The sequence below is a fragment of the Marinobacter zhejiangensis genome, from assembly GCF_900114775.1.
GTDB classification, from domain to species: Bacteria; Pseudomonadota; Gammaproteobacteria; order Pseudomonadales; family Oleiphilaceae; genus Marinobacter; species Marinobacter zhejiangensis.
Window position 1 is genome coordinate 295,813 of the sequence record NZ_FOUE01000003.1, and the last position, 25,637, is coordinate 321,449.

A 25,637-nucleotide genomic window follows, 5' to 3' on the forward strand; every position below is an offset into this window, starting at 1 on the left:
AATCAGTGCCGGGCTTTTATAGAGCCCGCCCGGGATCACCGGTTGGGCTCGCTCTTGTTAGTTTAGTTCGTAATACGGGGCTTCAGTTCACACTGCCGCGCTGGCAATCCGGTTGTGCTCGGTGGATGCCGGGTTGATCTCGGTGCGCAGCTGCTGGCGTTCCTTTTGGGCTGCCTCGTACGCGGCTTCCTTTACCGGACCGAAACCGCGAATCTTGGCGGGCAGGGAAGCCAGGCCACGGGCCGCGTCCAGGTGGTCACGGCTGAGGTGCTTGAGCAGCCACTGAAGGTCGGCTTCGTACTCACGGATCAGCGCCCGTTCCAGGCGGCGGTCAGCGGTGTAGCCGAAGACGTCCAGCGGTGTGCCACGCAGGGACTTGAAGCGGGCCAGGATGTGGAACACTTTTTCCATCCAGGGGCCAAACTTCAGTTTGTGCGGGCGGTCGCCGTTCTTGCCGCGGCTCAACAGCGGCGGGGCCAGGTTGAACTCCAGTTCAACGTCGCCCTCGAACTGTTCGGCCAGTTGCTTGCGCAGGCTGCCGTTGCTGAACAGGCGGGCCACTTCGTACTCGTCCTTATAGGCCAGTACCTTGGCGTAGTTCTCTGCAACGGCGCGAATCAGCATCGGGTCCTTGCCAACCTTGGCTTCAACGGCTTTCTCTACCTTGCGGACCAGGGCTTCGTAGCGCTTGGCGTAGGCCTCGTTCTGGTACTCGGTCAGGTGGCGCTTGTTGCGCTCAATGAGCTGGTCGGTGGTTTCCATGATTTGCACCGGGGTGCCTTTCGGCTGCGGGAAGGCCAGTGCCTTTACTGCTGCCAGGTCGTGGGCTGCACGGCGGCCCCAGAGGAACGCCTGCTTGTTCTTGTCCACGGCCACTGCGTTCAGCTCAATCGCCCGTTCAATGGACTCGGCTTTCAGCGGCAACAGGCCTTGCTGGTAGGCGAAGCCCACGGTGAACAGGTTCACGGCCATGCCGTCACCCATCAGCGCCTTGGCCAGGCCACCGGCATCCAGGAACCAGCTGCCTTCAGCACGGGAGGCCTCACGGATGGTGTTTTCCATGGATTCACCGGGGAACTCCAGGTCGGCGTTGCGGGTAAACGCGGCCGGCATGGAGGCTTCGGTGTTCACCACGCTGCGGGAGAAGCGGTTGTCCAGCTTCGCCAGGGCATCGTCGCTGGCGGCGACCATCAGGTCGAAGGCCATCATCAGGTCCGCCTCACCGGCGGGAATCCGTACCGCGTGGATGTCTTCCTGCTTGTTGGCAATACGGATGTGGCTCACCACGGCGCCAAACTTCTGGGCCAGACCGGCCTGGTCGAGGACGGACACGCCTTTGCCTTCGAGGTGGGCGGCCATGCCGAGCAGGGCGCTGACGGTGACCACGCCGGTGCCGCCAACGCCGGTCAGCAGGATGCCGTACGGGTCGTGCTCGCCAACGAAGGTCGGCTCCGGCAGTTCGGCAAAGGACACGTCCTGGCCAATGCCCGGTGCTTTCTTCAGTTTGCCGCCCTTGACGGTGACAAAGCTTGGGCAGAAACCACGGACGCAGCTGAAGTCCTTGTTACAGGCCGACTGGTCGATGGTGCGCTTGCGGCCCTGCTCAGTCTCCTTCGGCAGGATGGAGAGGCAGTTGGATTGGATACCACAGTCACCACAGCCTTCGCAGACGTCCGAGTGGATCATCACCCGCTGGTCTGGGTCCACCATGGTGCCGCGCTTGCGGCGACGGCGTTTCTCGGCGGCGCAGGTCTGGTCGTAGATCAGTACGGAGCAGCCTTCAATTTCACGCATTTCCCGTTGCAGGGCGTCAAGGTCGTCACGATGGTGGAAGGTGGTACGGTCGGCAAAGTCAGCCCGTGATGGGTACTTGTCGATGTCATCGCTGACCACGGCAATGCGGCGGACACCTTCACCGTAAAGCTGGTGGGTGATCTGCTGCACGGTCAGGGTGCCGTCCACCGGCTGGCCACCGGTCATTGCCACGGCATCGTTATAGAGAACCTTGTAGGTGATGTTGGCGCCGGAGGCGATGGCCGCGCGGATGGCCAACAGGCCGGAATGGAAGTAGGTGCCGTCACCGAGGTTCTGGAACACATGCTTCTGGTTGGTGAACGGGGCCTGGCCCAACCAGGTGACGCCTTCACCGCCCATCTGGGTAAAGGTATCGGTGCCGCGGTCCATCCAGGTGGCCATGTAGTGACAGCCAATACCACCAAGCGCGCGACTGCCTTCCGGCACTCGGGTGGAGGTGTTGTGCGGGCAACCGGAACAGAAGTGGGGGGTGCGCTCCAGGCGTTCTTTCGGCTGGGCAAGGCTGGTTTCTTTCTCGGTCAGGAAGTCCAGACGCTGGCGCAGGGTGTCGTTGCAGTAGCGGTCTTTCAGACGGCTGGCGATGGCTCGGGCGACCATGGCCGGGGTCAGTTCGGATATGGACGGCAGTAGCTCGTTGCCCTGGTCGTCACGTTTTCCGATGATGTTGGGGCGCTGCTGATCCTGCCAGCTGTAGAGCTGGGTGCGAATCTGGTCTTCGATCAGGCCGCGTTTCTCTTCCACCACCAGGATTTCTTCCAGGCCCTGGGCAAACTCGAAGATGCCGTCCGGCTCCAGCGGCCAGGTCATCGCCACTTTATACACGGTCAGGCCCAGGGCTTCGCACTCGGCTTCACCGAGGCCAAGGTCGGCCAGTGCCTGGATCACGTCGAGGTAGGACTTGCCGGTGGTGACGATGCCAAATCGCGGCTGGCTTGCGCTCAGGACGGTCTTGTCCAGACGGTTAGCGCGGCAGAAGGCCTTGGCAGCTTCCAGCTTGTAGCGGTGCAGGCGTTCTTCCTGCTCCAGCGGTTTGTCCGGCCAGCGGGAGTTGAGGCCGCCTTCCGGCAGTTTGAAGTGTTCCGGAAGCTGAATGTTGATGCGGCTCAGGTCCAGGTTGGCGGAGATGGACGAGTCCATCACTTCGGCCAGCGCCTTGAAACCGACCCAGCAGCCGCTGTAACGGGACATGGCCCAGCCATACAGGCCGAGGTCCAGCATTTCCTGCACGCCGCTTGGATTGAGTACCGGCATGGAGGCGTCCATGAAAGCGTAGTCGCTCTGGTGGGGCAGGGTGGAAGACTTACAGGCGTGGTCGTCACCGGCCACCGCGAGAACGCCACCGTACTGGGAACTGCCGGCTGCGTTGGCGTGCTTGAACACATCACCGGTACGGTCGACCCCGGGGCCTTTACCGTACCAGAGGGCGAAAACGCCGTCGTACTTGGCGCCTTCAAAAATATTCACTTGCTGGGAACCCCACACGGCGGTGGCGCCCAGATCTTCGTTTACCCCAGGCAGGAAGTGGACATGGCGCTGCTTGAGGTAGTCCTTGGCTTTCCACAGTACCTGGTCAAAACCACCCAGGGGGGAGCCGCGGTAGCCGGAGATAAAACCAGCGGTATTGAGGCCGTTGAGTTGGTCCAGCTGAGCCTGGAGCAGGGGGAGCCGTGCCAGGGCCTGGCTGCCAGTCATGTAAACCGGGCCGGAATCACGTTCCCAAACGTCTTTGAGACTGACATCACGCATAACTATTCACCTTATCCCAGTCCAGGACTGGTCATCTTTTCCAGTTAAAACCGTGCACGGGCGGTGACGAAACCGTCTGTGCCAGAAAGCTTGGGGTTGTTGAGTTCAGGAGTGCAGATCAGGACCCGGCGTGTGCGCGGCGGACAAGGGGCCGGCTAGCATTGCCTGGGTTGGTTGAACTCGGAGGAAAAGATGAGGTGATGGTGATGGGACCGCACAGGGGGTGCAGTCGAGCTGTATGAGCAGCTGCGTATGGCATGTTGAAATCCTCTCCCACCAACCGGATCACGGTGGCAGTCGTTGTATTGTTGTTGTAGTTCGGCTTATGGCCGAGCTTTTGATTTCAGCGTTCGCTGACCCTCATGAGGGGCGAACAAGGGCTCAAACTAGATGCTTTTTCTAAACACGTCAACGATTATTTCGTGACCAAAAGGTCGATGTACGAGGTTCGCCTGGCGCGGTGCTGCTGTCTCTGATTGGAGGCTCTCAGTCGCTTGTTTGTTTCGTTATCTTCTGTTTTTTCCGGGGTTTGTCAGCTGGGTTTTGGCTGGTGTCCACCCATTTGAACGGTCGCATTTCGCGGGTTGGGAGAGGGCATATAACGGACGTCTCGGTTTTTACTTATCCTGGGCGTTGGTGAGCCCCGGGAATGGCTCTGTGTCAGGTCGGACAAAAACTTGGGGCGACGATTTTCCCCGGCTCCGGTAGACTGCAGCGCTTTCCTGACTCTCTGACCGAACCACTGCCCTGGGGTGTTATGTTTGACCTGTCGATGGTGCAGTACACGCTGATCGGACTGATTTTTATCTGGAGCGGTTTCGTGCGCTCTGGACTGGGGTTCGGTGGCGCGGTACTCTCCCTGCCTTTCCTGCTGCTGGTGCACAATGATCCGTTGGTGTACCTGCCCCTTATCTCCGTACACCTGCTAGTGTTCTCATCGCTGACCATCTGGCTGAACAACCGGAAACGGGCGTCAGGGACAACCCTGACCTCAGGCCCAGCCGCGACGGTGGAGACTCCGGTAAGTTCGGTGGACTGGCCGTACCTGTGGCGTATCCTGGCCATCATGATCGTCCCCAAGCTCATCGGTGTGTTCGGATTGATCACCCTGCCAGCGAACGTCATGAGCGTGATCATCTTTGGGATTGTGTCTGTCTATTCACTGTCCTACATCCTCAACCGACCGTTCCGCAGCAACAGCAAGGTGGTGGATACCCTGTTCCTGATGCTTGGCGGGTACATCAGTGGCACCTCTCTGATTGGGGCGCCGTTGATCATTGCCGTGGTCGCTCAGCACGTTGCCCGTGAACGTCTGAGGGATACCCTGTTCGCTCTCTGGTTCATCCTGGTCACCATCAAGATGGCGGCGTTTGTCTGGGCGGGCGTTGATCTCCAGCTGATTCACCATCTCTGGTTGTTGCCGTGTGCCGCCATTGGCCATGTCATTGGTCTGCGCTTCCACGAGCGTATGCTGCAGGCAGAAACACCGGTGTTTTTCCGGGTGCTTGGCCTGGTCTTGCTGGTGATCAGCTTCATCGGCCTGGGGCAGGTGTTGCTGGGGAGTGCCTGATAAACCAGGCTAATGGGTTGTCCTTGCTCCGTTTGGCGCTAACCCCCGGAGGGTTATCTCCAATTGGTCTTGGCAGCCAGGCTGCAGGTCGGTTTGGTCGTTTTATAATCAACACTGGTGCAGTGTAAGCTGCTGCAACCTCGGAGGTGTGATTATGAAACGGCTCTTTTATCTGGTCGATCACATTGATCACGTGCAGGACATATCCGACGACCTGCACACCCGCGGCATCACCGACTGGCGTTTCCATGTGGTCAGTAAGGACGAAGCTGGGCTGTATACCCACCGTCTGCACCGGGCCAGCGTTCTGGATCGGACGGATCTGGCTCGTTACGTCGAACGGGGCATGCTGATCGGCCTGGTCCTGGGACTTTCCTTTACCCTGCCTCTGGCGCTCTTCGCCAACCTGGGATGGCCAACCATCGCCTGGGCGGGGTTAGCGGTGTTTTCGGTCATGGCCGGCGGCTGGTTGGGTGGTTTTGGCGGCATATCGGCAGAAAACTACCGGATACGACGCTTCCACGATGCGATTGAGGCCGGCAAGTATCTGGTGATGGTGGATGTTCCCAAAAAATTCGCCGAAGAAATTGAACAGGAAATGTTGGAGCATCACCCGGAAGCCCTGCTGAAGGCGGAGGGCAGCAGCTTCAACAATCCCTTTGCAAGCCCCGATGGGCGCGTCCATATCGTGTGAAGTTTTCCTCGCTGCCTTAAATGGCGAGAGGGGGACTGGCCGCCTTGCCAGATCTGGAGGCTGTTGTATTCTGTCAGGTCAACGGGTTGCCTGGTAACGTCGGGCAGCCCTAACAACGTGCCTTATCTTAAGGGAATCGCTTCCCATGAAAGTATTGTTACTCGGGGCGACCGGGTTGACCGGGAACCACTGTTTGCAGGGGTTGCTGGCAACACCGGAGGTTGAGCGGGTGTATACCCTCACGCGCCGCCCATTGGCGCAAACGCACCCAAAGCTGACCGCTGCGGAGGCAGACTTCGAGCACCTTGAGGCCTCGGCCCATTTCTTTGAAGTGGATGTCATTGTCTGCTGCCTGGGCTCTACCATTCGTCAGGCGGGTTCCCGGGAGCGTTTTTACCGGATTGATCACGACTATTGTCTGGAAGCGGCTCGCATCGGCAAGGCCCGTGGTGCCAAGGCATTTTTACTGATGTCGGCCGTTGGCGCCTCGCCGTCATCGACGGTGTTCTACAACCGGGTGAAAGGCGAACTCGAGCGGGACATCATCGCACTGCATTACCCGTTGTTGTCGATCTACCACCCCGGCCTTCTACTGGGGCATCGCCAGGAGCACCGGTTGGGCGAGGCGGCGCTGTCCAGGGTCATGCCGTTGCTTAATCGGGGGCTGATTGGCCCGTTGAGCCGCTATCGCGGGGTGGAGGCGGACATGGTGGCCCACGCCATGGTCAACGAGGTGCGGGAGCTGTCTCTGCCGGAACTGACCGGGCCGCGGGTAGAAGAGCGTCACTACGAGGACATTGTGGCGCTGGCGGTCGCATCCACGTAGTGGAAAGTGCCTATTCGCAGTGCCGCGCAATTTCCTTAGCGTTCATGAATGAATCCCTTCACACCCGTTTATCATTTGCAGCCCGGCAAAGTCCGGGCTGAATTTTTTCGCCTTCTGCCCATCTCGCTTTTTGTGGTGGCGTTTGGTGCCGCGTTTGGCCTGGCTGCCAGCCAGGCCGGCCTGAGCCCGCTGCAGTCCATTCTGATGAGTACCACGGTATTTGCCGGCGCCTCGCAATTTGCGGCTCTGGACATGTGGGGAACCCAGGTATCGGTTCTGCCGCTGGTTGCCGTGGTGTTTGCCATCAACTCCCGACACTTGCTGATGGGGGCGTCGCTGTACCCCATGTTGCGGGAGCTGCCGGTCGGTCAGCGCTACGGCATTTTGCTGGTGCTGACCGATGCCAACTGGGCGGTGGCGGCCCAGGACTACCAGAATGGTCGCCGTAACCTGGAGGTTATTCTGGGTGGAGGGCTGGTACTGTGGCTGGCCTGGCTGCTGGGCTCCCTGCTGGGGGTGTATTTTGGTGGGTTGTTGCAGGATCCCCAGGCTCTTGGGCTGGACATGGTCCTGGGCTGCTTCCTGCTGGCCATGGCGCTGGGCGGTAAGAAATCACCACGGGTGCTGGTGGCCTGGAGTGTCGCCGCGCTGGCCTCAATGGCCGCCTACTGGTGGCTGCCACCCAACACCCATGTGGTGATCGGGGCACTGGCTGGCGGCGTTGTGGGCTACTTCTGGCTAGAGGGGAGCAAGCAGCCATGACCATCGAAACTACGGCATTAGGCACCCTCGCATTGATCGCCATCATGGCGGTCGTTACGCTCGCCACACGTTTTGGCGGCGTGTTCCTGATGTCCTTTGTGCGCATCAGCCCCCGCATTGAAAGCTTCATCAATGCCATGGCCAGTTCGGTCCTGATCGCCATCATCGTACCCATGGCCTGGGAAGGGGACGCCGGTGCAAGGCTGGCCCTGCTGACAACCGCGGTGCTTGTGCTGCTGATTCGTAAACCTCTGCCTGCCATCGCACTGGGTATTGCCACAGCGGCGCTGGTTCGCTACCTGGGGTGAGTTCCGGGGTGCTGTGCAGAATGTCGGGGCTGGACTAGGCTCAAAGGGTAACCCTTGAGTCCCGGCGCCCTGCGCTCTACGGAGGTTCCCATGTCCAATCATCACACCTACAAGAAAGTGGAAGTGGTCGGCTCGTCCAAGAACAGCATCGAAGACGCCATTAGCAGTGCCTTGGAGGAATGCAGCAAGAGCATTCGCAACATGGAGTGGTTTGAGGTGCAGGAGACCCGTGGCCATGTGGTTGACGGCAAGGTTGCCCATTACCAGGTGGTGATGAAGGTTGGTTTCCGCATTGAAGGCAGTTAGCGCTAACCGCCGGAGCGGGCAATGACCTCATAGCGTGAACCGTTAGCGCTGGGCGTGCTGGCAAACAGGCTCAGGTGGTTCACCTCGAATGGTGGGGCGCTGAATGCCTGCAGTTCCTCCACGCAGCGGCCAATGCTGTCCCGGTTTACACTTTTGGCCATTCGGGGGATCCGGGCAATGGTCACATGGGGGCGATACCGGCGTTCCTCCATATCCAGCCCCAAGGCGGCCAGCTGGTCTCTGTCTTGCTGATGAAGGGCGCTGAGCGGCGCTTCCGGCTTTACTCCCAGCCAGATTGCCCGGTGCTTGAAATGGCCGGCGCCGGTGATGGTCAGGTTAAACGGAGTAAATGCGGTGGCGCGCACGGCCGCCTGGACAGACTCGGCGGCAGATTTTTCGACAGACCCAATGAAGTTCACGGTCAGGTGCAGTTGGTGGAACGACTGCCAGCGGATTCCCGGAACATGTCCCAGGCAGTTTTGAATGGAGTGGCGGATGGCGACCGGTAACTCGATACCGGTAAACAACCGTAACTGATCGCTCATTAGCGGTGTAAATGCTCCGTGCCCCTGATCATCCGCCGGCGGATGGCTTCAATCAGCTGGTTCATCAATTCCCGGCAATCGCCATCATACAGCAGACGAAACTTCTGATGCAGGCGCTCCCGCTCTCCCTCCGCCTGATTCCCGGTTTCATCGCGCAGGTCCTGATACTGGCAGCCCGCCAGGTGGGCCTTAATCTCGTGGTCAATCAACCGACTGGCAAGATCATCGACGTGGGCGGAACAAAACGGCCGGACGTTGTTCAGCACTGTGCGCGCTTCCAGTGCCGCGTTGCGGGCCTGAACCCGGCTATCGGAGGCGGCTTCCCCAGTTTCCGCAGCCCGCAGGAACGTGCCCAGTTTATCGTGCAGGTCGCAGACCAGTGGCCAGAGCCGGTCGTAGGCGGTTTTCTCTACACCGAGACGGTCGGAGTCCAGCGGAGAGCTCTCAGGGGTTGGCCTGCCTGAGCCGTTAAACTGTTCCACCCGAAGGTCATCCATCTCATGCCAGAGCGTATCGAGCCGCTGCTTGGTCTGCTCCAGATCTTCCTGGCAGCGGCTACTGATTCTTCGGCTGGAAATGAGGGCAATCAGGGCAAGGACCAACCCTGTTGCCGCCAGGATCAATGGCAGAGAGCCCTCTGACAGCGCAAACAGATTGGCGAGCAGGCTTCCGGCGTCCATAACTCCTGGCCTCTGGCGGGTGGGGCATCGTGGTGAGCTGTTCTTAGTGTAGACCAGCCCCGGTACCTTTGGCGGGTGAGAAGCCCGGTTTGGTGGTCTATTCTGAGTAGTGGCTGGGGGTGAGGCCGGGAGGCTTTCGATGGCCTGGATTTGAGGGGGAGGTCGCCATGCGTTATCGGCTGAAGCCCAAGCGGGCATTGGGTTCCGAGCTGCGGAGTTTGTATCGTTCACTCAATGAAAACCTGGCGTTGGCTTTGTTGATGGCTTGTCGGGAGCCGGAACGGGGCGTACATCTGGCGCGGCGCGGCTGCAAGGAGCTGCGGGCTCTGATACGACTATTGGGTGGGGGGGCTGCGAACCAGCGCTTCTACCGGTCGTTGGCAGCGGGATTGTCCGCAGAAAGGGATACAGCGGTTATGCCGGCGACCTGGCAGATGCTGCAGGCGAATATGCCTCTGTTGCAGTCGAAAGCGTTCCACCCGGTCGGGCATTGGCTGGCGGAGCTGGCCGAGACTCCGGCGGCGCTGGATGGGCGTGATGCCATGTTTCTCGGGCTGGCTCAGGAAGCTGAGGCGCGGTGCCACAGGGAGCCGGAGTTTGAGATACCTGAGGGTATCGCGGCACTCGAGCTGCGAGTGGCATGGGTGTATCGGCGAGCCAGGCGGGCTCAGCTGATGGCGCGAAAAACGGGTGTGGCGGATGATTTTCACCGTTTCCGCCGGCGCAGTAAGGATCTTTACTACAGCCTGCGTTTTCTCAAGCCGCTGATGTCGGCGCCGGGGCGTCGGCTGGTGGGGCAGCTGAAGGCATTGACGGAGCTTCAGGGCCTCGCCAACGACGTGGCCGTTCTTGACGAGTACCTGGCGGCCAACGCCGACCGGTTGAAGCTGACTCAGGTTAGCTGGAACCGGTTACGCCGTGCCTTGATCATGGGGGAACAGCAGCTGCAGGCCGAGGTCTACGAGCGCGCCGGTCCCATTCTGGCGGCCGGGCCAGCTCAGTTCGTCCGCACCCTCAAATTGTCCGGTTAACCTTGCCGGAAGGGCAATGCAGACAGCGCTTCTTCCCGGTAGGCCTGCACCTGAAGGCGCTCGTCCCGGCAGAAGTTGCCGATTGCCGCCCGGAAGTCCGGGTGACTGATGCCATGCCAGGAATGAGTAAGGATGGGTTCGAAACCGCGGATCAGCTTGTGCTCTCCCTGGGCGCCGGCATCGAAGCGGCTCAGCCCGTGGCGAATGGCCAGCTCGATTCCCTGGTAGTAACAGGTTTCGAAATGCAGATGGTTGTACTCTTCCAGGCACCCCCAGTATCGGCCATAGAGCGTGTCTTCGCCGATCAGGAAGAGGGCGCCTGCGATCAGTGCTCCGTCTTTTTCTGCCATGATCAGGTGGAGCTGTTCGGGTTGCCGCTGCTGCAAGGCCTGAAAGAAGTCCAGGTTCAGGTAGGGGTGCTGGCCCCGTTTGAAGTAGGTGGCTCGGTAAAACTCATAAAACGCCGCAAGCACCCGCAGGGGCACGTCTTGACCGGGGTAATGTCGGAACTGGATGCCTTGCTCGGCGACCTGCTGTCGCTCCCGCCGGATCGATTTACGTTTGCGTGAGGTGAGTGTTGCCAGGAAGTCGTCGAACTGGTGATAGCCCCGGTTATGCCAGTGGAACTGGCAGCCCAGACGATGGAGGGACCCTGGCAGGTTGAGCAGTGCCTGGTCTTCAGCGTCTGGAAAGAGCAGGTGCCAGGAATGGGCACCAAGTTCCGTTATCAGCCGGTCAAGGGCGTTGTGGATCATGTCTGGGGTCAACCGTTCCCGGTGCTGCGGGTTAAGCAGCAACCTTGGCCCTTCCGCTGGGGTAAAAGGTACCGCAACCAGCAGCTTGGGATAGTAGGGCAGGCCGTGGCGTTGATAGGCATCGGCCCAGCCCCAGTCGAACACGTATTCCCCCATGGAGTGGGTTTTCAGGTAGGCGGGGGCAACCCCGGCAAGGGCGTCGTCCAGCCGGAATTCGATGTGGGCCGGTTGCCATCCGGTACCGCGAGTGGTGCACCCGGAAGTTTCCAGAGCCGCTAGGAAGCGATGTCGAAGGAAGGGGTTGCCGGTACCGCTGAAGCGGTCCCAGGTGGCTTCGGGAATGTCAGCGATGGAGGCAACCGTGTGCAGGGTCAGGTCGGGCATGGAGTCTATCCGGATGGTGGCTATCGCACACGATACCGGCAAACGCCTTGGCATACACCCGTCGCGGGTGTTTTCTGGCTCCGGGCGAGCGGAGGCAGTGCTGATCATTGGGTGAGGCAATGACGGTAATTATATTTTATATAAAAAAATGATCTATGCTTATAACTATAAATGTGTTTTATTAGAGGGCAACGATACAGTCAACCCAAACGGACGATGGAGGAACGATGATGCAGCAGCCAGTCGTTACATGCTTCTTCGATGAGCCAACCAACACCTTCAGTTACGTGGTGAAGGACCCCGAAAGCAGTTCCTGTGCGATTGTTGATTCGGTTCTCGACTTTGATTATGCCTCGGGAAGGACCGATGTCCGCTCCGCAGACGAGATCGTCGGTTACGTCCAGGACAATGGCCTGACCGTCGAGTGGATTCTGGAAACCCACGTTCACGCCGATCACCTGTCCGCTGCCCCGTACCTCAAAGACAAACTGAATGGTAAGACCGGCATTGGTGCCAGGATTGTTGAGGTGCAGGAAATCTTTGGTAAGGCCTTTAACGCCGGTACCGAGTTTGCCCGCGATGGCAGTCAGTTTGATCGCCTGTTCGAGGAAGGAGATACCTTCAAGGTGGGTGGCCTGGATGCCCTTATCCTGCATACCCCGGGACACACTCCGGCGTGCCTGACCTATGTGATCGGCGATGCCGCTTTTGTCGGCGACACCTTGTTTGCACCCGATGCCGGCACCGCACGTTGCGATTTTCCCGGTGGCAGTGCCCACATCCTGTACCAGTCGATCCAGAAGGTGCTGGCCTTGCCGCCTGAGACCCGTATTTTCCTGTGCCACGACTACAAGGCACCAGGTCGGGACGAGTACCAGCATAAGACCACCGTCGCTGAGCAGCTGGCCAGCAACATTCATGTCCATACCGGCATGAGTGAAGAAGATTTCGTCAGGCTCCGTACTGAGCGTGATGCCACATTGGATATGCCTCGCCTGATCCTGCCCTCGGTCCAGGTCAATATGCGGGCCGGTGAGATGCCGCCGGCGGAAGATAACGGCCAGGTCTACCTGAAAGTCCCAATCAACCGTTTTTAGGGGGTGGGTATGAAGATTCATCACCTCGAATCGGAGTTCGCCATAGCCGATTCGCTGTCGCCTGAAGAGCTGGCGGATGTGAAAGCGCAGGGATTCCAGTCGGTGATCTGCAATCGGCAAGCGGGCGAAGAGGGCTACGAGGGTGAAGATGCCTTCGCTCGCGCGGCCGCTGATCTCGGACTTGCCTGGGTCTGTATTCCCGTGGCTTCCGGCAGCTATAGCGATGCCGATGTGACGGCCTTCGGGCAGGCCCTCGACAGCGTGCCATCGCCGATTCTGGCCTTTTGCCGAACCGGGCGCCGGGCGGTGCATATGTGGGCGCAGGCGAGGGCGCGAGCGCCGCACTGCAATATCCCCCAATTGCTCAAAGCAGCCCACGATGCGGGCCATGATCCCCAGCCCATCAAGGAATTGCTGGATAAGTGAAACGACAGTGACTGCGAGCCTGACAGGCAAGGTGGTCAGGTTCGGTTTCGGAGGCAAGATCCCAAATGAATAATGACAAGAATTGTTCTGATTACCCGATACGGCACCATGATGTGGTCATCATTGGTGCAGGTTCCGGGGGTGTGGCAATGGCGGCGAGCCTGCTGAAACGGCAGCCGGATCTGGATATTGCGCTCCTTGACCCAAGTACCACCCACGACTACCAGCCCGGCTGGACCATGGTGGGGGGCGGAGTGTTCTCCGCAAAAAGTACACGCCGGCGAACGGAGTCAGTTATTCCAGATCGCTGCCAATGGTACCGGCAAGCGGCGGAACGGGTCGACGCCGGAGAGCATACGGTTACTCTGGCTGATGGCTGCCGTCTGGGTTATCAGCGTCTGGTGGTTGCGCCGGGCCTGGTGCTGAACTGGGATGCTATTGAGGGTCTGACCGATACGCTGGGTGAGAACGGGGTAACCTCCAACTACCGTTACGACCTGGCACCCTATACCTGGTCGCTGGTGGAGCAGCTTAAGCAGGGCAAGGCGTTGTTCTGTCAGCCCCAGATGCCCATCAAATGTGCCGGTGCTCCCCAGAAGGCGATGTACCTGTCAGCGGATCACTGGCGTCGGAACGGCTGCCTGAAGACGATTGATGTGTCCTTTCATAACGCCGGTGCTGTGCTGTTTGGTGTTGATGCCTATGTACCCGAACTGATGAAGTATGTGGAGATGTATGGCGTTGAACTCAACTTCCAGGAACGGCTGATTGCCGTCGATGGGAAGGCGAAAGTGGCCCGCTTCGCCAAAACCGTGGGTGAGGAAACGGAAACGGTGGAGCGCTCGTTTGACATGATCCACGTTGTGCCTCCGCAAATCGCGCCGGAGTTTATTGCCCGTTCTGGACTGGCCAACCCTGACGGCTGGCTTAACCTGAACCCGGAAACGCTGCAGCACGCGCAATACCCGACGATTTTTGGCCTGGGGGATGCCAGTGGTACCGCTAACGCCAAGACCATGGCGGCGGTCCGCAAGCAAGTGCCGGTGGTGGCAGAGAACCTGTTGGCGTCTTTGCGTGACCAGCCCCTGAAAGCGGCCTATCTTGGGTATGGCTCTTGCCCGCTGACTGTTGAGCGCGGGCGTATCGTACTGGCGGAATTTGGTTATGAGGGGGCTCTGCAGCCAACCTTCCCGACGTGGTTGAACGACGGCACCAAGGCGACCCGGATGGCGTGGTGGCTGAAAGCCAAGCAGCTGCCCTGGATTTATTGGAATGGCATGCTCAAAGGGCATGAATGGCTGGCGAAACCAGCCAACCGACAAGTGTAAGTTGCGCGGAGCGAGGTTGATGTTGAATCGGTTTGCCAGGGTTCTACCCATCGTCCATTGGTTGAAGGACTATAACGGTGGGACCTTTGTCAGTGATAGCCTGGCGGCGGTCATTGTGACCCTGATGCTGGTGCCCCAGGCATTGGCGTACGCATTGCTGGCGGGCCTTCCTGCGGAAGTGGGGCTTTATGCCAGTATGATTCCGCTTGTGGTTTACGCCCTCTTTGGAACCAGTGCCACGCTGGCGGTGGGGCCGGTTGCGGTTGCCTCGTTGATGACGGCTTCGGCGTTGGGGGGCATTGCCCAGGCCGGGTCTCCTGAATACGTTGGAGCGGCCTTGGTGCTGGCGGCCCTGTCAGGGCTGATCCTGTTTGCCATGGGGGTTCTCAGGCTGGGTTTCCTGGCCAACTTTCTCAGCCATCCAGTGATATCCGGATTCGTGACGGCGTCGGGCATCCTGATTGCCGGTAGCCAGATTGGCCATATCCTGGGAATCCAGGGCGGCGGCCACAACCTGCTGGAAATGGGCCGGGGGCTCTGGCAACAGATTGCGGCCATCAACCCGGTCACCCTGGTGATTGGCGGCGGCGTGTTGGTGTATCTCTACCTGTGCCGGCGCTTCCTCAAACCGGCATTGGTGGCCATTGGCCTGTCTGAGCGGCTGGCGGATCTGTCCAGCAAGGCGGCGCCGGTGTCTGCGGTGATTGTCACGACAGCCGCAGCCTGGTTCTGGGATCTCGGCGAAGCCGGCGTCAAGCTGGTGGGCGAAGTGCCCAGCGGCCTGCCCAGCATCAGCCTGCCGCCCCTGGACCCTGCGATCTGGAGCACGTTGTTGCCGGCAGCGGTACTGATCAGTCTGGTGGGGTTTGTCGAGTCGGTGTCGGTAGCGCAGACCCTCGCAGCCAAACGGCGGCAACGGATTGATCCCAATGCCGAGTTGATTGCCCTTGGGCTGGCCAATGTGGGGGCTGGCGTGGGCGGTGGATCACCGGTATCCGGTGGTTTTTCGCGCTCCGTGGTGAACTTTGAAGCGGGCGCACAAACGCCAGTCGCCGGAGCCCTAACGGCTCTGGGCATCGCGATTGCCACTCTGACCATGACCGGCTTGCTGGCGTATCTACCCAAGGCAACCCTGGCGGCCACCATTATCATCGCGATCAGCACCCTGATTGATTTTTCGGCGATTCGTCGCACCTTGTCGTACTCCAAGGCGGATGGTGCCGCGATGTTGGCCACCATTGTGTTGACCTTGGTTCACGGCGTTGAGTTGGGGATTCTCGTTGGGGTGGGTATATCCCTGGGGTTGTATCTGTATCGGACCAGTCGTCCTCACAGTGCGGTGGTTGGCCTGATTCCGGGTACCGAGCATTTCCGTAATGTGAGCCGTCACGATGTCCGTACCGATGACGCCACGATTATTCTGCGGGTGGATGAAAGCCTGTACTTTGCCAACGCCCGTTACCTCGAGGATACGGTTCTGGAATTGGTATCTGCGCGGCCCCGGTTGAAGAATCTGGTACTGGCCTGCCAGGCGGTGAATGATATTGACGCCTCAGCCCTGGAAAGTCTGGAAGCCATCGATAAACGGCTGGCGGAAGCAGACATTACGTTGCACCTGGCGGAAGTCAAAGGTCCGGTTATGGATCGCCTGAGGCGAACGGAGTTCTGTCGGGAACTGCGAGGGAGCATCTTCCTGAGTACCTATGAAGCCTGGCGTACCCTGGTGAACGCAACACCGGCCAAGGCGAAAGAGAAGCCCGTTACCCAGGGAGGGTAACGGGCGTGAGCGCTAGTTACTTGTCGTCGAGTTCCTCACAACGTTCCATCAGGCGGGCACGGTGCTCATCCCGCCGTTCCTGCCACTCTTGCTTCTGTTCTTCGTGGATCTCGGTCCAGGTCTGACGCTGTTCTTCGGTCAGCTGAAGGCGATCTGCCATTTCCGCCCACCGGGCTTCCATACGTTCGCGGCGGTCTTCCCGGTTGGCTGGCGCCTCCCCGGATTGCAGGCGTTCACACATGGCTTCATCCGGCATGTGGTGGCGCGGACCATGGCCATCACGATCGGCAAAGGCGACTGGCGCTGCCAGGATGGTTGAGCACAGCAGGGCAGGGGCAAGAAAGCGGGTCAGTTTGGTCTGTTTCATCATTCAACTCCTGTGGTTGTGTATCTGTTGCCTCACAGTGTAGTCATCGCTTTGTCAACGGTTGTCAGCGCTGTGTAAAGGTTTTGCAAAGCCCGTTGGGTGCTCGCCGGAGGGTTTTGGGGGGCGTGCTAGAATCTTGGCAGGTTGAGTGTGGGGGATGATGTGCAGAACCGCGTGTTGTTGATTGAAGACGATGAGGAGTTACGAACCCTGCTGGCGCGATACCTGAGCGGGCAGGGCTTCACGATGCGTGAGGCGGCCTGTGGTCAGGACGGTCTGGCGCTGGCGGAAGAGTACCTCTGCGATGTGGTGGTTCTGGACATCATGCTGCCAGACATTAGCGGACTGGAAGTGCTGCGCCAGTTGCGCGCCCGGACCCACCTTCCCGTGGTGCTGCTGACTGCCAGGGGAGATGAAACGGATCGTATCGTCGGGTTTGAGGTCGGGGCGGATGACTATATCCCCAAACCCTGCAATCCCAGGGAGCTGGTGGCGCGCCTGCAGGCTTTGCTGCGACGTGTGAGCTGGGATCAGAAAGTGGAGCCTGCCCAGGTGAGCGCGGTGGGAGACCTTACCGTTGAGCCGGAGCGCCGCCGGGTGTTGCTGCGGGGCCAGCCTCTGGACCTGACAGCCACCGAGTTTGAAGTGCTTCAGGTATTGCTGGCCCATGCTGGCAGCGTGGTTCGCAAGACCGACCTGATGCAGTGGGCGTTGGGCCGGCGCCTGGCGACCCATGATCGTACCCTCGACATGCATATCAGTAACCTGCGCCGCAAGCTGGGTGAGGATGGCCAGGCCCGTATCGAGACGGTGCGGGGTCTTGGCTACAGCTACCGGGTGGCGTCATGAGTGGGCGTCGGCGTTGGTTTCCCCTGTTCTGGCGAATTTTCCTGATGATCTGGCTGGCGATGGCCGGGACGGTTGTGATCAGCAACCTGGTCACCCGCGAGCTGGTGGAGCGCGAGCGGTCCGGGATTGAACGACAGCATGAGCTGCGGCAGGTGGGTGAAGAGGCGATCCGCATCCGTGAGCAAGAGGGGCGAGGTGCCATGCGGCGTTACCTGTTTCAGCAGAGCCATGAGCTGGATCTGAGAATTGTGCTGCTGGACGACGAACTGGAGGAGCGACTGCCGGACGAGGTTCGCCAGCGGATGGAGCGGGGCTGGCACCACCAGCGCCCGGCCGTTGTTGAGTTCGATAACGACTACCGGTTGGTGGCCTGGCCCCGGGCCGGGGAGGCTGGGTGGTTGGACCCCCGCGTTTTCCGGTGGGTTGAGTGGGGACTGGCGGTGGTGCTGGTTTCGTTGGCTTGTTGGTGGGTGGCGCGCCTGATTGCCCGCCCACTACGCCACATGGAAGGTACGGCCCGGGCCATCGCCGATGGCGACCGGTCGTTGCGGGTGGGCCACCGGATCGCCAACCGGATGGACGAGATTGGTGCTCTGGCGACGGCCTTCAATGGTATGACGGATCAGCTCTGTCACTTGCTGGAGCGCCAGAAACACCTGTTACGGGACATTTCCCATGACCTGAGAACACCCTTGATGCGCCAGCGAATTGCCATTGAACTTGCGGCGGACAGTGGCGCTGACCCGGAGCTGATGGCGAGCATTCTTCGTCAGAACGAGCGGCTGGAGAGCATGACGGCTCAGATTCTGTCGTTGTATCAGGTGCTGGAGCAGACGTCCGAGTTTGAGCGGGCGGCGGTAAAGCCGGTGGCGTTACTTCAGGAAGTACTGGCTGATGCGGCGGACTACGCTGAACACCAGGGGGTGGACTGTCACCTCGAGGCGTCTGCGGACAGTGCCGGGATTTCAGTGCTCGGGGATCGGCACTTTTTGCAGCGGGCATTGGACAACGTGCTACAGAATGCCTTGGATCATACCCCGCCGGGAAAGGTGGTGCACTGCTCGGTTGCGCTGTCAGGGGGGGAGGTAGTGATCTCGATCACCGATGAGGGGCCGGGCGTTGCCGACGAGCTGCTGCCCCATCTGTTTGAGCCCTTTTACCGGGCTGATAAAGCCCGCACGGGGCAAGGCTGGGGGCTTGGGTTGGCGATTGCGCAAGGCATCATCCGTTCCCATGATGGTACTATTGCCGCCCACAATGCCGGTAAGGCCGAAAGCCATAACGGCGAACTCCCGATGTCGGGAGGCGACAACCAGGGGTTAGCCGTGGTTATCCGGTTGCCGGTCTTTGTCGCAGGCTAACGACGCATCTTTGGCGCTGGAGGCTTCTTCCAGATCTTCGGAGGCTTCGTCCGGATCCACGGGAAGGAGTTGATTTGCATTAGAGAAATCAATACCTTCCTGCAGCTCGTCGTCGCAGAACCGGAAGCCACAACCGGCTTTTTTCAGTTTTGCGGCGGGCGCGGTTCCTGGTGAGGGGGCGGTGTCTGTTGGCATATTCGGTACGCTCAGGACCTTTCAACATGGCTAAAGATTATCCCATACCTGCTGGTTTCCTGGAATGCGAGACTGAGGTCAAGAAAAGCCGTTTCATTGCCCGGGTTGCTCCGGTGGCTAACCGGGACGAGGTTCGAGGCTATGTGGATCAGGCCCATGCCGACCACCCGGATGCCCGCCACGTCTGCTGGGCCTACCAGGTAGGCCGACCTGGCGCCGCCGCGGAAGCGGCCATGAATGATGACGGTGAGCCGTCCGGCACCGCCGGGAAACCGATCCTGAATGTGATACAGCACAAAGACATGGGAGACGTGCTGGTTATCGTTATCCGCTATTTCGGCGGCATCAAGCTGGGCGCAGGTGGATTGGTGCGCGCCTACGCGGGGGCTGCGGAGTCGGTGCTGTCCCAGGTCGGGCGTGTGGTGCAGCCGGTGCTGGAAGGCCTGGAAATAGAAATGGGATTTGCCGAAGAGCAGCCGGTCCGGCATTGGTGTCAGCAGCACGGCTGCCAGATTGATGAGGTGAATTACGGGGCTGCGGTGACAGCACGGGTTGGGGTGCCTGAAGAGGCGCTGTCGTTATTCAAGGCATTCTGCGATGCCCATAAAATACGGTACAGTGATCCTGATTGAAGGTGAAAAATTCTGGCTCTGGAGGGTATAGATCATGCGCATAACCCACCTCATACTTGCCTTGTGTGTCGTGTTGAGCGGCTGTGCAGCAAATGTTGTGACTGATTACGATGCAGCCGCGTCATTTGATCAGTACCAGTCCTGGGCCTTTTCTGGTGACCAGCAGGAATCCGGGTTCCTGTCGCTGGACAGTGCCCGGGTGGAAGCGGCCTTGGTGCGTGAGCTGAACGCCAAGAACCTGGTGCGGCGAGATGCCGACGAGGCAGATTTGCTGGTGTCCTATCAGCTGGTTCAGGAAGACCGGCTCGAAACCTATGGGTTTTCCTATGGGGTGGGGTTTGGTCATCGCAATTTCGGCTGGGGTCTGGCAACGGCGCCGCAGGTGCGTGAAGTCACCGAGGGCAAGCTGGTGGTCCGGCTCGCTGATCGGAACACGCAGCAGGTTGTCTGGCAGGCTATCAGCAAGCGCTACCTCAACGAGAACCAGAGCCCGGAAACCCGCAGTGAGCTGATTGATGAATCGGTCACTGATATGTTTGCCCTGTATCCGCCAGCGTTGTAATCGATCCATTCATATCTAGCTTGGACTGACCATGAAGAAGCAATCGCTCAAAGACCTCGGTGGCCTGGTGTACTCAACCGATCAGGGCCGGATGTGCCCCGGATGCCGCCAACCCACCGATCAATGTCAGTGCAAGAATGACGAACGTCCCGCCGGTGACGGTGTGGTCAGGGTTAGCCGTGAAACCAAGGGCCGGAAGGGCAAGGGCGTTACACTGGTAACCGGAATCCCGCTCGGGGACGCGGAACTCAAAGCCTTTGCGAAGGTAATGAAGGCCCGGTGTGGCACCGGTGGCACGGTTAAAGACGGTGTCGTGGAGATTCAGGGTGACCAGCGTGACGTGTTGGTGCCTTTGTTGCAGGCGGAAGGTTGGGTGGTCAAGCGTGCCGGTGGCTGAGGGTCTGCCTGGGGGGTGGCCAAAGGTCGTCGATCATTCCCGGGCATGGCCCGTTATCATGGCAGTTTCTATAGGTGGATGTTCCAGCGGAGGATAAGGAATGCACATTCTGGTAATGGGAGCCGGAGTGGTCGGGGTTACGTCGGCCTGGTATCTGCGCAAAGCCGGATATGACGTGACCGTAGTGGATCGCCAGAGCAAGGCTGGTCTTGAGACCAGTTATGCCAATGGTGGACAGGTTTCGGTATCTCACGCGGAACCCTGGGCCAACCCGTCCGCACCACTGAAAGTGCTCAAGTGGCTCAGCCAGCCAGATGCACCACTCCTGTTCAAACCCCGCCTTGATCCCGCGCAGTGGCGCTGGGCGATCAGTTTTCTTGGTCAATGCACGTCGGCCAAGGCGGCCTACAACATCCGCCAGATGGTGAACCTGGGCACCTATAGCCGGTCCTGCTTGCAGGCACTCCGGGACGAATTGGGCCTCCAGTATGACCAGCTCAGCAAAGGCATCCTGCACTTCTACACCAATCCAGCCGAGTTCGAGGCGGCATTGGAGCCCTCCCGCCAGATGCGTGAGCTGGGATGTGACCGTCAGGTGGTGGATGCGAACCGGGCCGTGGAACTGGAGCCAGCGATGGCGCCGTTCCGTCACCGCATTGCCGGTGCCACTTACACCAGCGAGGACGAGTCGGGTGATGCCCGCAAGTTTACCCAGGCGCTGGCGCAGCAGGCCGAAGCGGCCGGGGTGCAGTTCCGTTACAGCACGGATGTATTGGGCTTTGACCACACCCGGGAGCGGATTCTGGGGGTGCACACACTGAAAGACGGTGTCCACGAAACCCTCAGGGCGGATAGCTACGTACTCAGCCTGGGCAGCTTCAGTGCCATTCTGGCGCGCCAACTGGGACTGACGCTGAACATTTACCCGGCAAAAGGCTATTCCATTACTGTACCGGTCAAGAGCGAGGAGGCTGCCTATCAGGTGAGCCTCACGGACGATGAGTACAAGCTGGTCTATTCCCGGTTAGGGGATCGGCTACGGGTGGCAGGCACCGCTGAGCTCAACGGGTATAGCCGGGAACTGGATCCCACCCGCTGTCGTGCCATTGTTCGCCGCAGCGCCGAACTGATGCCGGATGCGGGGCATTGGGATCAGGCCGAGTTCTGGACCGGGCTGCGCCCGGCTACGCCCTCCAACGTCCCCTACATCGGCCGGAGCCATTATGGCAACCTGTTCCTGAATACTGGCCACGGAACCCTGGGGTGGACTCACTCCTGTGGTTCCGCAGCGGCGCTGGCAGATATTGTTCAGGGTAAACGTCCAGAGGTGAACTTCGCCTTTACCGGGCTGGCCTGAGTTGGTTAGCCGGGTTCGCCCGGCTGCTGTTTTTTGCGCACGTACAGCACCTTGCGTACCGTTGCCACCGTTTCCCCCTGCTCATCAACGATATTCACATCCCATTCCGGCAGGTATTTCTTGCCATCAGCGGTGGCCTGGATGATTTCCTGGAGCTTTTCTTCGGTGACCTCAAAATGCGCCGATACGGTACCGCGACCGGGGCGGACGAACTCGATGCAGGCCGACTTGTCCCAGACAATGTAGTCCTTGCCCAGACGGTTCATCAGCAACAGCATGTACATCGGGTCGACCATGCTGTAGAGCGAACCGCCAAAGTGGGTGCCTACGTAGTTAGTGTTGTACCAGCTGAGCTTCATCTCAACCGTGGCTGAGCTGTAATCGTCGGCAATCTGGGTAACCCGCACGCCCGCTCCGACATAGGGACCGTAGACGTTGATGATTTTTCGGATGCCGTTCGGGCTACTGATCCAGTGTCGAAGTTTCGACATCATGGCGGAATATCCTCGCTTCTTGAGCGAACTTCATCAAAATGGATGAATATTCGGGGAAATGGATGGCTCAGGGGAAAGGCCATTTGAACCGGGCAGGATTATAACCGTGTGGGACAGCGTTACGACAGGTTTACATCAGGGTTGGTACAAGGTGGCGGGGGATTGAATCGGACCCGCAGGGATTCCCCTGCGGGCCTGGCGGGGCTTAGTGCCCCAGTTGGTCGCGGATCAGCTTCTTGTTGAGTTTGCCGACACTGGTTTTGGGGATGTCATCGACGAAATCGATGTTCTCCGGAATCGCCCACTTGTTGATGTCGCCGGCTTCCACAAACGCCATCAGGTGGGACTGCAGGTCGGCTTTGGAGGCCTCGGCTCCCGGACGCAGGGTCACCAGGGCGTGTGGGCGCTCTCCCCACTTGTCGTCGGGAACCCCGACCACAGCTGCCGCGGCCACCGCCGGGTGCTGGCTGATCATGTTTTCCAGGTCCAGGGAAGAAAGCCATTCGCCTCCGGTTTTGATCACGTCCTTGATGCGGTCGCGGATCACCAGGGTATTGTCTGGGTCAATCGTGGCAACGTCGCCGGTATGCAACCAGCCGCCTTCCCAGAGCTCCTCCCCTTTGGCCGGTTCTTTGAAGTAGCCCTGAGTCAGCCAGGGTGCACGGGCAACCACTTCCCCTTTGGTTTCACCGTCGTGAGGGAGTGAGTTCCCCTCCGGGTCGACGATGCGAATGTCCACCATGGGCACGGCGATGCCGGTCTTGACCCGCTTTTCAGTCTGCTGCTCCAGCGGCAATTCCAGGTCGTCCGGCGACAGGTGAGTGACGCTCAGCAACGGGCAGGTCTCAGACATACCGTAGCCGGTGTACATCTTGATTCCGAGTTTGGCTGCCGCGTCACACAGCCCTTTGGTCAGCGCGCTGCCACCGATGAGCACATGCCAGTTGCTGAGATCAGCGGTTTTGATGGACTCTGTGGCCATCATCATTTGCATGATGGTTGGTACACAATGGGACAAGGTGACTTTGTGCTCCTTGGCCAGGTCGACCAACAGCTCGGGCTCGTAGCGGCCGGGATAGACCTGCTTGATTCCCAGCAGGGTGGCGGCGTACGGAACTCCCCAGGCGTGAACGTGGAACATCGGGGTAACCGGCATGTACACCGACGAGGAACGCAGCATTGGCGCTTCATCGTAAGCTGCGAGACTGCCGGTCATACCCAGGGTATGGAGAACCAGCTGGCGATGGCTGAAGAACACGCCTTTTGGATTGCCGGTGGTGCCGGTGGTATAGAACGTGGTGGCGACACTGTTTTCGTCGAAGTCGGGGAAATCAAAGGTAGTGTCGGCCTGGGCCAGCAACTGTTCGTATTCACCCTGCGAATTCAGACTGGTGGTGTTGGCGCTGTCGTTGTCGGTGAGCTGGATGTAACCTGTGACGGTTTCCAGCTCGTCACTCACGCTTTCAAGAACCGGCAGGAAGTCGTCGTGTACCAGCACGAGTTTGTCTTCGGCGTGATTCATGGTGTACACGATCTGCTCGGGAGACAGACGGATGTTCACGGTATGCAGAATCGCGCCGATCATTGGGATGGCAAAGAAGCATTCGAGATAGCGGGGGGTGTCCCAATCCAGTACGGCGACCGTGTCACCGGCTTTGACACCCGCAGCGGTCAGTGCATTGGCAAGCCGGTGGATGCGCTCGACCAGCTCGGTGTAGGTGTAGCTGCCCCGGTTGGCGTAGACGATTTCCTGGTCAGGGGAGTAGCGTGGGCCTGACAGCAACAACTGCTTGATCAGCAGAGGGTATTGGTAGGCATTGCTCGCTGAGGGGAGGATTTTTGTCTGCACCATGGAATGTAAGCTCCTTTTTATAGGTTGTCGACATTTTATAGTTTATAAGTTATCGACATTCTTGGTTTTTTATCCATTCAGGTTGGCACAAGTTCACCCCAAAAGAATGTAAAGCGGGCGACATTTGGAGGCGAAAAAAAAGCCCGCATAAGCGGGCTTCGTGCAATACCTGATAAACCGACGAAGGGCTTACTCGTAGGTGCACAGATAGGCAGTGTCGATGTCGGCTTTGGCCTTGAAGCTGGCCTGGGCCGCGACTTCAAAAGCGTCGCCAGCACCGTAGGTCATCCACTCGTCCATACCGGGCAGCAGAACAGTCAGGGCGCCGCTGATAACTGTCATGGTTTCCTTCTGGCTGGTACCGAACTCGTATTCGCCTGGGCTAATGACGCCAACGGTGGCCGGGAGGGTGGCAGTCTGGAACGCAATAGATTTGACCTGGCCGTCAAAATATTCGTTAACCTTCAGCATTATTAAGCTCCTCAAGATAATTGGGCGCTTACTATACGGCAAAAACTCTAACTGGGAATGACAATTTTCATGCAATCGAAGGAAACCTCAGCCTCCCCGATAGCTCAACAAGAGCGGGAGCGATACGAGCGGTCGCTGAACCGGCTGGATGCCTATGCCGGGCGTATGGACAGCCAGTTTCGGGTACCCGGCACTAACATACGGTTTGGGCTGGACCCGATCCTGGGCTTGCTGCCGGGGCTCGGCGATCTGATCGCTTTAGTGTTGTCTCTTTACCTGGTGGTTGAAGCGGTTCGACTGGGCGCCGGGGGTGGTGTGGTGCTGCGAATGCTGGCAAACCTGCTGGCGGAGTTTGTGATTGGCCTGGTGCCGGTGCTGGGCGATATCTTCGACGTGGTCTGGAAAGCGAACGACCGTAACGCCCGCCTCCTGCGTCGTCACATTACTGAAAAACTCGATCCTGACAAGCGCCAACGCCGTTGGTTTTCGTACCTGCTGATTGCCGGGTTTGGGGCGCTGATGATCTGGCTGCTGGCTGCTCTAGCACACGAATTGCTGTTGATGAGGTTGATGGAGGCTCTGACCCAGGGATGGGTACCAGCGGCCACCGTGTGATGCCCGCTATTTCCTGTGGCCAATGGCCCCAGGGTTGAGATTACTGATCCCAGGGCTTACCGCGGGTTTCAGGCATGTGCTTTACACCAAGGTGCATGGCGGATTTGGCCAGGATGTTGGCACTGACCGGCGCGGTCATGAACAGGAACACGGTGATCAGCAGCTCGGCAGTGTCGATACCGGCTCCCTGGTAGGACGAGTAGCTGATGGACGCGAGCATAATCGCCCCGACACCAACCGTGGTGGCTTTGGTGGGCGCGTGAAGCCGGGTGTAGAAATCCGGCATGCGTGCCAGGCCAATGGCGCCGATCAGGGTGAAGGCGCCGCCAATCAGCAGCAGACCGGCGATCAGGTATTCAGCGATGGGGGACATACTTAACTCTCCAGCTTAACTCTTCAGTTTAACCCGCCAGGCATGGGGGTTACCCAAGCATC

General features: G+C 59.4%; 28 protein-coding genes. 18 read left to right on the forward strand and 10 right to left on the reverse strand.

From position 1 onward, the window contains the following. Window positions 1-87: 87 nt before the first annotated feature. On the reverse strand, window positions 88-3,567 hold the full coding sequence (locus tag BMZ67_RS11250; RefSeq protein ID WP_425434240.1) for an indolepyruvate ferredoxin oxidoreductase family protein: 3,480 nt from the start codon (window positions 3,565-3,567) through the stop codon (window positions 88-90). Window positions 3,568-4,318: 751 nt separating this feature from the next. Here BMZ67_RS11250 and BMZ67_RS11255 point away from each other — a divergent pair. The 6 genes from BMZ67_RS11255 (at window position 4,319) to BMZ67_RS11280 (ending at window position 8,027) form a co-directional block, all read left to right on the forward strand. Beyond that, window positions 4,319-5,131, forward strand: coding sequence for a TSUP family transporter (locus BMZ67_RS11255; RefSeq protein WP_092022639.1), 813 nt, complete (start codon window positions 4,319-4,321; stop codon window positions 5,129-5,131). A 154-nt stretch (window positions 5,132-5,285) separates the two neighbouring features. Continuing rightward, complete coding sequence (locus tag BMZ67_RS11260; protein WP_092022641.1) at window positions 5,286-5,825, forward strand: hypothetical protein; 540 nt, start codon at window positions 5,286-5,288, stop codon at window positions 5,823-5,825. A 145-nt stretch (window positions 5,826-5,970) separates the two neighbouring features. Further along, complete coding sequence (locus BMZ67_RS11265) at window positions 5,971-6,651, forward strand: NAD(P)H-binding protein (RefSeq protein ID WP_092022643.1); 681 nt, start codon at window positions 5,971-5,973, stop codon at window positions 6,649-6,651. A 48-nt stretch (window positions 6,652-6,699) separates the two neighbouring features. Beyond that, window positions 6,700-7,413: an AzlC family ABC transporter permease gene (locus BMZ67_RS11270; protein WP_092022645.1), complete on the forward strand. Its 714-nt coding sequence runs from the start codon at window positions 6,700-6,702 to the stop codon at window positions 7,411-7,413. Next, on the forward strand, window positions 7,410-7,721 hold the full coding sequence (locus BMZ67_RS11275) for an AzlD family protein (protein ID WP_092022647.1): 312 nt from the start codon (window positions 7,410-7,412) through the stop codon (window positions 7,719-7,721). The genes BMZ67_RS11270 and BMZ67_RS11275 overlap by 4 nt, the downstream gene beginning before the upstream one ends. 90 nt (window positions 7,722-7,811) lie before the next feature. Further along, a complete protein-coding gene (locus BMZ67_RS11280; protein ID WP_092022648.1) occupies window positions 7,812-8,027 on the forward strand; it encodes a dodecin in 216 nt (71 codons plus the stop codon). A gap of 2 nt (window positions 8,028-8,029) precedes the next feature. Here the strand turns inward: BMZ67_RS11280 and thpR are convergent, their stop codons facing one another. Both thpR and BMZ67_RS11290 read right to left on the reverse strand, forming a co-directional pair. Then, window positions 8,030-8,572, reverse strand: coding sequence for an RNA 2',3'-cyclic phosphodiesterase (gene thpR, locus BMZ67_RS11285; RefSeq protein ID WP_092022649.1), 543 nt, complete (start codon window positions 8,570-8,572; stop codon window positions 8,030-8,032). Then, entirely contained in the window at window positions 8,572-9,252 is a 681-nt protein-coding gene (locus BMZ67_RS11290; RefSeq protein ID WP_092022650.1) for a hypothetical protein, read from the reverse strand. Before BMZ67_RS11290 ends, thpR begins: the two co-directional genes overlap by 1 nt. A 167-nt stretch (window positions 9,253-9,419) precedes the next feature. Between BMZ67_RS11290 and BMZ67_RS11295 the strand changes: the two genes are divergently transcribed. Further along, a complete protein-coding gene (locus BMZ67_RS11295; protein ID WP_092022652.1) occupies window positions 9,420-10,283 on the forward strand; it encodes a CHAD domain-containing protein in 864 nt (287 codons plus the stop codon). Here BMZ67_RS11295 and BMZ67_RS11300 read toward each other — a convergent pair. Further along, the gene (locus BMZ67_RS11300) at window positions 10,280-11,422 is read right to left on the reverse strand and encodes a GNAT family N-acetyltransferase (protein ID WP_175481907.1); all 1,143 of its coding nucleotides are present in this window, start codon (window positions 11,420-11,422) and stop codon (window positions 10,280-10,282) included. The genes BMZ67_RS11295 and BMZ67_RS11300 overlap by 4 nt on opposite strands. Before the next feature lie 230 nt (window positions 11,423-11,652). Here BMZ67_RS11300 and BMZ67_RS11305 point away from each other — a divergent pair, with 230 nt between their 5' ends. The 4 genes from BMZ67_RS11305 (at window position 11,653) to BMZ67_RS11320 (ending at window position 16,050) form a co-directional block, all read left to right on the forward strand. Further along, window positions 11,653-12,519: an MBL fold metallo-hydrolase gene (locus BMZ67_RS11305; protein ID WP_092023258.1), complete on the forward strand. Its 867-nt coding sequence runs from the start codon at window positions 11,653-11,655 to the stop codon at window positions 12,517-12,519. A gap of 9 nt (window positions 12,520-12,528) precedes the next feature. After that, window positions 12,529-12,945: a protein tyrosine phosphatase family protein gene (locus BMZ67_RS11310; RefSeq protein ID WP_092022654.1), complete on the forward strand. Its 417-nt coding sequence runs from the start codon at window positions 12,529-12,531 to the stop codon at window positions 12,943-12,945. Window positions 12,946-13,010: 65 nt separating this feature from the next. Then, entirely contained in the window at window positions 13,011-14,273 is a 1,263-nt protein-coding gene (locus tag BMZ67_RS11315) for an NAD(P)/FAD-dependent oxidoreductase (protein WP_092022656.1), read from the forward strand. Between the two features lie 19 nt (window positions 14,274-14,292). After that, window positions 14,293-16,050, forward strand: coding sequence for a SulP family inorganic anion transporter (locus tag BMZ67_RS11320; RefSeq protein ID WP_092022658.1), 1,758 nt, complete (start codon window positions 14,293-14,295; stop codon window positions 16,048-16,050). 16 nt (window positions 16,051-16,066) lie between these two features. Here BMZ67_RS11320 and BMZ67_RS11325 read toward each other — a convergent pair whose 3' ends face one another. Further along, entirely contained in the window at window positions 16,067-16,417 is a 351-nt protein-coding gene (locus BMZ67_RS11325; protein ID WP_092022660.1) for a Spy/CpxP family protein refolding chaperone, read from the reverse strand. 162 nt (window positions 16,418-16,579) lie between these two features. Here BMZ67_RS11325 and BMZ67_RS11330 point away from each other — a divergent pair, with 162 nt between their 5' ends. Further along, entirely contained in the window at window positions 16,580-17,266 is a 687-nt protein-coding gene (locus BMZ67_RS11330) for a response regulator transcription factor (RefSeq protein ID WP_092023260.1), read from the forward strand. After that, complete coding sequence (locus BMZ67_RS11335; protein WP_092022662.1) at window positions 17,263-18,627, forward strand: sensor histidine kinase; 1,365 nt, start codon at window positions 17,263-17,265, stop codon at window positions 18,625-18,627. The genes BMZ67_RS11330 and BMZ67_RS11335 overlap by 4 nt, the downstream gene beginning before the upstream one ends. On the opposite strand, the gene BMZ67_RS11340 is transcribed toward BMZ67_RS11335, so the two are convergent. Next, window positions 18,586-18,822 (reverse strand): hypothetical protein, encoded by a 237-nt coding sequence (locus BMZ67_RS11340; protein WP_092022664.1) that lies wholly within the window; start codon window positions 18,820-18,822, stop codon window positions 18,586-18,588. The genes BMZ67_RS11335 and BMZ67_RS11340 overlap by 42 nt on opposite strands. A 26-nt stretch (window positions 18,823-18,848) precedes the next feature. Here BMZ67_RS11340 and BMZ67_RS11345 point away from each other — a divergent pair, with 26 nt between their 5' ends. The 4 genes from BMZ67_RS11345 (at window position 18,849) to BMZ67_RS11360 (ending at window position 21,770) form a co-directional block, all read left to right on the forward strand. Continuing rightward, a complete protein-coding gene (locus BMZ67_RS11345) occupies window positions 18,849-19,454 on the forward strand; it encodes a YigZ family protein (protein ID WP_092022667.1) in 606 nt (201 codons plus the stop codon). A 34-nt stretch (window positions 19,455-19,488) separates the two neighbouring features. After that, on the forward strand, window positions 19,489-20,016 hold the full coding sequence (locus BMZ67_RS11350) for a DUF4136 domain-containing protein (RefSeq protein WP_092022669.1): 528 nt from the start codon (window positions 19,489-19,491) through the stop codon (window positions 20,014-20,016). Window positions 20,017-20,041: 25 nt separating this feature from the next. Continuing rightward, the gene (locus tag BMZ67_RS11355; RefSeq protein ID WP_425434241.1) at window positions 20,042-20,413 is read left to right on the forward strand and encodes a translation initiation factor Sui1; all 372 of its coding nucleotides are present in this window, start codon (window positions 20,042-20,044) and stop codon (window positions 20,411-20,413) included. Window positions 20,414-20,513: 100 nt separating this feature from the next. Beyond that, entirely contained in the window at window positions 20,514-21,770 is a 1,257-nt protein-coding gene (locus BMZ67_RS11360) for a D-amino acid dehydrogenase (protein ID WP_092022673.1), read from the forward strand. Window positions 21,771-21,775: 5 nt separating this feature from the next. Here BMZ67_RS11360 and BMZ67_RS11365 read toward each other — a convergent pair whose 3' ends face one another. From BMZ67_RS11365 to ppnP, 3 genes are all read right to left on the reverse strand, one after another. Then, on the reverse strand, window positions 21,776-22,264 hold the full coding sequence (locus tag BMZ67_RS11365; protein WP_092022675.1) for a DUF4442 domain-containing protein: 489 nt from the start codon (window positions 22,262-22,264) through the stop codon (window positions 21,776-21,778). Window positions 22,265-22,469: 205 nt separating this feature from the next. Beyond that, window positions 22,470-24,116 (reverse strand): fatty acid--CoA ligase, encoded by a 1,647-nt coding sequence (locus tag BMZ67_RS11370; protein ID WP_092022677.1) that lies wholly within the window; start codon window positions 24,114-24,116, stop codon window positions 22,470-22,472. 189 nt (window positions 24,117-24,305) lie between these two features. Then, window positions 24,306-24,587, reverse strand: a complete 282-nt coding sequence (ppnP, locus tag BMZ67_RS11375) for a pyrimidine/purine nucleoside phosphorylase (protein WP_092022679.1) — start codon at window positions 24,585-24,587, stop codon at window positions 24,306-24,308. A 69-nt stretch (window positions 24,588-24,656) separates the two neighbouring features. Here ppnP and BMZ67_RS11380 point away from each other — a divergent pair, with 69 nt between their 5' ends. Beyond that, window positions 24,657-25,202: a DUF4112 domain-containing protein gene (locus BMZ67_RS11380; RefSeq protein WP_092022681.1), complete on the forward strand. Its 546-nt coding sequence runs from the start codon at window positions 24,657-24,659 to the stop codon at window positions 25,200-25,202. A 40-nt stretch (window positions 25,203-25,242) separates the two neighbouring features. Here the strand turns inward: BMZ67_RS11380 and BMZ67_RS11385 are convergent, their stop codons facing one another. Next, window positions 25,243-25,575: a Na+/H+ antiporter subunit G gene (locus tag BMZ67_RS11385; protein ID WP_092022683.1), complete on the reverse strand. Its 333-nt coding sequence runs from the start codon at window positions 25,573-25,575 to the stop codon at window positions 25,243-25,245. Between the last annotated feature and the right edge of the window lie 62 nt (window positions 25,576-25,637).